Source organism: Helcococcus sueciensis DSM 17243 (genome assembly GCF_000423145.1).
Lineage (GTDB): Bacteria > Bacillota > Clostridia > Tissierellales > Peptoniphilaceae > Helcococcus > Helcococcus sueciensis.
Genome location: NZ_AUHK01000040.1, coordinates 1 through 5,771 on the forward strand (window position 1 = coordinate 1; position 5,771 = coordinate 5,771).

The following is a 5,771-nucleotide window of genomic DNA, read 5'->3' on the forward strand; positions in this document are numbered from 1 at the left end:
GTTTCTGGTCTTTTTCTTGGCATAAAAATTCCTCCTAATTAGTTTTTCTTTACCCTAATCAGGAGGTTTCTATACACAAAATTTTACACAGTCTCTTGATTTATACTATAAATGCTAAGACCTGCAAATTTAATTGCAGGTCTTTTTTTATTTAGAATTAATTTGTGATTCTTTATTAAAATAAATTAAATTAGTAAAAGAATGTAAGCTTCACTTCCACACACAATACCATTTCTAAAACTTCTTTATTTCTCCAAACGCTCCATCTTCCTCATATCTCACAGTTATCACATAATCAAGTTTTTTATCAAAATGCTCAATAGTTAGCTCTTCTACAAATTGATTACTATATGCAAGTCCTACTACAATTGCATCTTTTCTTAATCTTGGAATATATCTGTCATAGTAGCCTCCGCCATAACCGAGCCTATTACCAAGATTATCGTAGGCAAGCAAAGGTACAATTGTCAAATCTATTTCCTTTGGATTTATTATATTTGAAGTTTTTGTATCAGGGATTTGAATTCCATATGAATCCTGAACAAACACACTATCTTCATTGATTTCATAAGCTTCCATTGAATGGTCCAACGAATTAGTTACAGGAAGTGCAACTATTTTCTCATTCAAAGCTTCTTTTATTATATAGGTTGTACAAACTTCGCTTCTAAATGAATTATATATAAATAATGTTTCTGCATTTATATATATTTCACTATTTATAAGAGTTTTAGCTATAATTTGGTCCTCTATTTTGCGTTTATCAGATGGAATATTGTCTCTGATTTTTTTCATTTTTTTTCTTAATTTATTCTTAATCATTTCTAACTACTTTTTTCATTGTCCTTTATTTCATCTATTGCTATTGTAAGGGCTAATATTTCATCTTCATATTCATCTTCTAGAATTTCAAGTACAAATTTATCTCTAAAAGTGAAATATTCTTTGTAAATTCTTCCGACTACACGATCGCCTTCGAAGATTTCAAAATCCATATCCCAGAAATTTCCTTTTAATTTCAAATTGTAATCATCAGATATTAAATCTATATCTTTCCTGAAAAATGTAAAATTCTGTTTGATTTTTATTTCTTTTCCATCGTCAAAAGTTATTTCGTAAGTAGGTAAGAAAAAGTAAAATCCTCTTTCAATCGTAAAACCATTTGTACCGTCAAACTTTCTTACATGTACTGTATTTCCAATAAATCTAAATTCTTGATCGACCTGATATACAGCATTTCCATATTCATCAAACACTTCATAATGGTCGGTTATCTTAAATATTTTTTGATTGAGATATAACTTACGCATAATTTCTCCTTTTAGAATTTAATATTTATCCATATATTTTTTAATACAATTAATAAAGCACTAAGTTAAATCATAAATTTTATACCCTACAATTTATTTATATAATCATATACACATTATATTTATAAATTATAGGCATAAAAAATATCTATTGGATAAATGAGTAAAACTCAAAATCATCCAATAGATATTTTAATTTTCTATATTTTATATTTTATAAAACCGCCAATAAAACAAAATTCAATATAAACAATCCTGATACTATCCAGATTATTGGATGTGTTTCTTTTGCTTTACCTCTTACTGTTTGTACTAAACAGTGGAATATAAATCCTGTAGCTATACCATATGAAATACTATATGATAACGCCATAAAAGCTGCAGCAAAGAATGCTGGTATCGCTTGGTCTATATCATCCCATTTGATATCTGTAAATGAAGCAATCATCAAGAACCCAACTATAATTAATGCTGGTGCAGTTGCTTGATTTGGAATAGCTGAAATGTATTTTGCGAAAAATGCACTTAGTATGAAACAGATTGAAGTCACTACTGAAGTAAGACCTGTTCTACCACCTGCTCCTATTCCTGCTGCTGACTCTACATAAGTAGTTGTATTTGATGTACCAAATATCGCTCCTATTGATGTAGCTGTAGCATCCGCAAATAATGCTTTGTCCATTTTTGATGAGAAACCTGGTTTGTTTTCTAAAGCTTTTGAATCTTCTTTTGAGAATATTCCTGTTCTTATACCTGTACCTATAAATGTACCGATTGTATCAAATGTATCTGACATTGAAAAAGCAAATATTGTGATAATTACTAAAGGTAATTTAGTAATGTCTGAGAATAAAGAAGGAAGACCTTCACTTGTAAATATCACACCAAATGTTTGTGGTAATTGTGATACCGCTTCTCTGAAGCCCATAGCATTTGTAGTAGTTGTTACTCCAAAAGGTATACCTATAATAGCTGTCAATATAATTCCTATAAAAATACTTCCCTTAACATTTAATAAATACAATATGATTGTTATAAATAATCCAAATAAAAATACATATAGTCCTGAATTATTAATAGTAGATAGCGCTGGCACACCGGATTCAAAATTAATAAGTCCAACATTTAAAAATCCTAAATAAGCAATAAAAATACCGATACCACCACCAATTGCATTTTATAAATATTTAGGAATAGCTTTTATAATTACTTTTCTTACTTTAGTAACAGTAATTAATATATTGATAACCCCACAAATAAATACCATTGATAATGCTTGTTGCCATGTAAATCCTAATTGAAAACATACTGTATACACGAAAAATGCATTTAATCCCATACCTGGAGCTTGTGCATAAGGAACATTTGCAACTAAGGCCATTACTAAAGTTCCAATTACTGAAGCTATAATAGTAGCTATAAATACCGCTCCCCAAGGCATTCCTGATTCTGATAACATAGTCGGATTAACTATTATTATATATGACATTGCAAAGAACGTTGTAATTCCTGCAATAATTTCTTTAGAAATACTAGTCTTATTCTCTTTTAGTTTAAAAAACTTCTCCATAAATTCCTCCAAATAAATATTAATAATATTAGCTCAATATTATTAATATATAGAGATTATATAATAAACACGAACTATAATCAATATATTGATTTAATAGTTCGTGTTTTGGTTAAATTTATTTAATTATATTTCTCTAAATTGTACCAGGTTTTAAAATTAATTCTCCGCTATCCATATCCATTGCTTCTATTTGAATAAGTGATTTTGCATATATTTTTTGAACTAGATTTTTATCTTTATATTCACAAACAACATAAGCTGCTACTATTTCAGATTCAAATATTTCAACAAGTGAAGCCAGTCCATTTATAGTTCCACCACCTCTAAAGAAATCATCAATTATCAATATTTTAGAATTAGGTTGTATACTATTTCTGCCAACTTCCATATTCTTAACTAAATTTGGACTTGATTGAGATCTATATTTTACAGAAACTGCTGGTCCTTCAGTAAGTTTTGATTCTTTTCTTGCAATAACTATCGGAACTCCTAACTCATATGATATCGCCTGAGCTATAGTTATACCTTTTGCAGCAATTGTAAATACATAATCTATTTCATCATATTTGTGCCTACTAGCAATTATTCGCCCCATATTTTTCAAGTAAATAGGATTTGCAATTATATCCGATATATAAAAATATCCACCTGGAAGCATTCTCTTCGGATCATTTAGTTCTTTTATTATCTCTTCAATATATCTTTCCTCTTCTTCTTTAGAGATGTCCGTTATATATCTTACTCCTCCATTTACACCAGAAATCGTCTCAACTATTCCAGTTTTGTTTAATTCAAAAGTCTCTTTTATTATCGCAATATCTTCACTTACAGAGGATTTTGCACAATTAAATCTTTCTGTAAATTCTCCAAAAGGAATTATTTTATTTGGATTATTTAATAATGTTCTTGTTATTTCAAGTATTCTCACACTTCTCTTCACTTTAGATACCTCTTTTACTGATATTAAATATATTATAAATGAATTGTTCGTGTTTTACTACTTTTTATTAATTCCACTTTTTGTCAAGCTAAAAATTGTGCATGATATAAAAATAAATACACTAAATAAAATAATATAAACTACATAAAAACTATTTAAACTGGTAAGTATTGTCTTTATCATTTCAAATGGATTTAAGACATTCCACGAATTGAATCTCAAAAATCTACCAATATATATAGCTATTCCTGATAATATAGATAAAATTGAAATGGCCATTATCTTTTGCCACTTATATTCAAACCTTTTAATAAATCTATCTACATTTATAAGTCCCGCAAAGAAGCCAAATGTACTGATTAAAAATAAATTTATAATCTCCATCCAATTAGATATATCCTCAATATATGTGGCCTCTGCGTATGGATTTTCAAAGAAATAAAACTTAAGATTTTGTATATGAATTAAATCTGTAACTGTATAAAAAGCATTCGGTAAAAATAATATCCAAACCAATACAGCTAATATTTTTAACCATTTTCTATTTGTTTTTTCTTCAAACTTTAATATAAATATAGGAATAATTGCAAGCATCATATTCCATATTAAAAATATATGTAAAAATTTTCCAGAAAACCAAAAAGTTATAAATGAAAATAGACCTATTAATATAGTGACTAATAATTCTCTTCTTATACTCATAAAATCTCCACTTAATCTAATTTTAGCAATTATTATTTTACAATTATGTAACTAATAAAATTATAATATCACATATTTACTTAATTCTGTTAATTTTCATTTTGGATTATTTATTCTATTCTTCTATAATTCATCTCAATAAATAAATAAACATTGAAAAAACTAGTTTTTTGTTATAGTATAAATCCATACTTTATATATAAATTCGTATCGGAGGTAAGCTTTAAGCAAATTTATTATGATTGGAAAATTTATTGCATTTGAAGGGTCTGATGGATCCGGAAAAACAACTATATTAAATAATGTTGAGAAATTTTTAATAGAAAATAATATTGATTTTATAATTACTAGAGAACCTGGCGGAACAAAAATTTCTGAAGAAATAAGAGAAATTTTATTGTCAAATGATAATTCTGAAATGTCTGCTAGAACCGAAGCGTTACTTTATTCTGCTTCAAGAGCTCAACATGTAGATGAGCTTATCCTTCCAAATTTACAAAAAGGTAAACTAGTAATAAGTGATAGATATGTTTTAAGCTCTCTAGCCTATCAAGGGTTTGGAAGAGAATTAGGTTACGATAGTGTAAAAGAAATCAATGATTTTGCTACAGATAATCTATCCCCAGACTACACATTCTTTTTCAATGTAGATCCTATTACGGTATTAAAAAGAAAAAGAAATAATTTTGTAACTGATAGATTAGAAAATGAATCAAACTCTTATCACAATAAGGTATATAATGGATACCAAGAAATTTTAAAAAGAAATAAAGATAATTTAATTATAATAGACGCTTCTAAATCTATTGAAGAAGTAACCGAACAAACAATAAGTAAATTGAAAACAATATTAAATATTGATTAATTTACAAATTTTTATTAAATTACTTAGTACTTTGTGAGACTGTGTAAAATTTTGTGTATAGAAACCTCCTGATTAGGGTAAAGAAAAACTAATTAGGAGGAATTTTTATGCCAAGAAAAAGACCAGAAACAAGACTAAATAAAATAACTAAAATGTTACTAGAAGAATATCAACCAGAAACTGCTCAGGATTTACAAAATGCACTTAAAGACCTTTTAGGTGATGCAATAGAACAAATGCTTAAATCTGAACTTGATGAGCATCTAGACTATGAATATGGACAAGCTCCATTATCACTAAACACTAGAAATGGATCAAGTAAAAAGACTGTTAAATCTTCATATGGAAATATAGATCTTAATATACCAAGAGATAGAGATG

The 5,771-nt window shown here is 27.5% G+C and carries 6 protein-coding genes and 1 pseudogene; 2 read left to right on the forward strand and 5 right to left on the reverse strand.

Annotated features, from left to right (window positions below; all coding sequences use genetic code 11):
• Positions 1-234 precede the first annotated feature (234 nt).
• The 5 genes and pseudogenes from G534_RS08165 to G534_RS0107020 form a co-directional block, all read right to left on the reverse strand.
• A complete protein-coding gene (locus G534_RS08165; RefSeq protein WP_051177466.1) occupies positions 235-822 on the reverse strand; it encodes a 5-formyltetrahydrofolate cyclo-ligase in 588 nt (195 codons plus the stop codon).
• Between the two features lie 2 nt (positions 823-824).
• Positions 825-1,310 carry an LURP-one-related/scramblase family protein gene (locus tag G534_RS0107005; RefSeq protein WP_027348473.1) on the reverse strand — a complete coding sequence of 162 codons (486 nt, stop codon included), beginning with the start codon at positions 1,308-1,310 and terminating at the stop codon, positions 825-827.
• Positions 1,311-1,524: 214 nt separating this feature from the next.
• A pseudogene (locus G534_RS08170) lies at positions 1,525-2,880 on the reverse strand (NCS2 family permease).
• A 136-nt stretch (positions 2,881-3,016) separates the two neighbouring features.
• Entirely contained in the window at positions 3,017-3,823 is an 807-nt protein-coding gene (gene purR / locus G534_RS0107015) for a pur operon repressor (RefSeq protein ID WP_240470427.1), read from the reverse strand.
• A 57-nt stretch (positions 3,824-3,880) separates the two neighbouring features.
• Entirely contained in the window at positions 3,881-4,525 is a 645-nt protein-coding gene (locus G534_RS0107020) for a DUF1361 domain-containing protein (RefSeq protein ID WP_027348475.1), read from the reverse strand.
• Between the two features lie 238 nt (positions 4,526-4,763).
• Here G534_RS0107020 and tmk point away from each other — a divergent pair, with 238 nt between their 5' ends.
• Together tmk and G534_RS08175 are read left to right on the forward strand one after the other, a co-directional pair.
• Positions 4,764-5,390, forward strand: coding sequence for a dTMP kinase (gene tmk / locus G534_RS0107025; protein WP_027348476.1), 627 nt, complete (start codon positions 4,764-4,766; stop codon positions 5,388-5,390).
• 107 nt (positions 5,391-5,497) lie between these two features.
• A partial coding sequence (locus G534_RS08175; protein WP_205617671.1) for a transposase occupies positions 5,498-5,771 on the forward strand: 274 nt, incomplete at its 3' end.

What these genes read in the sequence shown, in the direction of transcription:
- G534_RS08165 (WP_051177466.1), bottom strand. Translation starts at nt 822, where the DNA reads ATGATTAAGAATAAATTAAGAAAAAAAATGAAAAAAATCAGAGACAAT.
- G534_RS0107005 (WP_027348473.1), bottom strand. Translation starts at nt 1,310, where the DNA reads ATGCGTAAGTTATATCTCAATCAAAAAATATTTAAGATAACCGACCAT.
- G534_RS0107020 (WP_027348475.1), bottom strand. Translation starts at nt 4,525, where the DNA reads ATGAGTATAAGAAGAGAATTATTAGTCACTATATTAATAGGTCTATTT.
- tmk (WP_027348476.1), top strand. Translation starts at nt 4,764, where the DNA reads ATGATTGGAAAATTTATTGCATTTGAAGGGTCTGATGGATCCGGAAAA.